Origin of the sequence: Mesorhizobium sp. M4A.F.Ca.ET.022.05.2.1, assembly GCF_003998845.1 — a bacterium.
Taxonomy (GTDB): domain Bacteria; phylum Pseudomonadota; class Alphaproteobacteria; order Rhizobiales; family Rhizobiaceae; genus Mesorhizobium.
This window is the reverse complement of the sequence record NZ_RZOJ01000750.1, coordinates 1-1,094: the sequence shown is the minus strand read 5'-3', so window position 1 is coordinate 1,094 and position 1,094 is coordinate 1. Positions and strand designations below refer to the sequence as shown.

1 protein-coding gene is annotated in these 1,094 nt (G+C 66.6%); it reads right to left on the bottom strand.

From position 1 onward, the window contains the following. Positions 1–244: 244 nt before the first annotated feature. On the bottom strand, positions 245–1,094 hold an 850-nt coding region (locus EN745_RS35115), incomplete at its 5' end, for a YcbK family protein (RefSeq protein ID WP_127423336.1).

Sequence of the window (1,094 nt, the reverse complement as noted above, 5' to 3'; positions counted from 1 at the left end):
CCCTGTTACCGCCGTGAAAGGGCGGTGTCCTGACCGCTAGACGATGGGCGCGCTCAGATGAAGCGGCTTATAATTGCGTTGTTCGCAGCCGGCAACCCGTCTGCCGCTGCCTGCGACAACTTTTTTCTAAAGTGGCAAAAACCGCTCTTTCGGCGAGCCAAAAGACGCATTTTTTCGGGCCTCGCGTAATCTTCCGGGGTGTTCGGTGCTTTGCCTCGGCCGGCAGAAGTCAGCTTCGCCGCCACTAGCCGCGCCGGCGGCAGCGCCAGTTCCAGTCGCGCTCGGGGCCGACGTCGACATGGACGGATTCGGTGTGGCAGTAGGTGCCGACGCCGCCGCGGCCGGGCATGGTACGGATGTAGCTCGCCAGCTCCCATTTGGAGACGCCGGGAACCTGGATGTCGGCGGCGGCGCAGTACATGTGCAGCGAATTCTTGGCGCCGTTGGCGCGGCGGTTGCGGGCCGGGTCGCGATAGCCTGAGGTGACGACCATCTTGCGGCCGTAGTGGCCCTCGATCGTCTTCAGCACGCGCACCAGCGACGGCTTCAGGCAGGCGACGTCGACGCTTTCGTTCTGCTTCAGCAGGCCATTGGGCGCCAGCCTCGCCATGCCGGCGGCCGACGCCACCTGGTAGGAGCCGCCCTCGTCCTCGTTAAGGTCGACGTCGCTCTCATCGTCGATGCCGGATTTGCGCTTGATCTCGAACAGCGCGGTCTGGCGCACGCCGGGCAAGGCATCGGCGCCGGTGATGTGATTGCTTGGATCGTCGAGCGAGGCCAGTTGCACCGGCTTTTCGGCCGGGGTGGCGGAAGCGAGCGTGATGATCGGCTTGGCGGGCGCAGTCGCCTTGGCAACGGCCGGCTGCTCGCCCGAGCGCGCGTTGACCAGCGGCGCTGGGGCTGCCGAGGCCGGCGTGGTGCTGAACAGCGAGGCAAACAGGCCCTTCTTCGGCGCGGCGATCTGCTGCTGGGGTGCTTCGCCCGCCGTCACGTAGACGCCGTTGTTCATTGGCTGCGCGACCGCGCCCAAGCCGCAGGCTGAAGCGGCGGCGTCGCCAGCAGCGACCTGCTGGGCCACGACCTGTGTCTGTTCG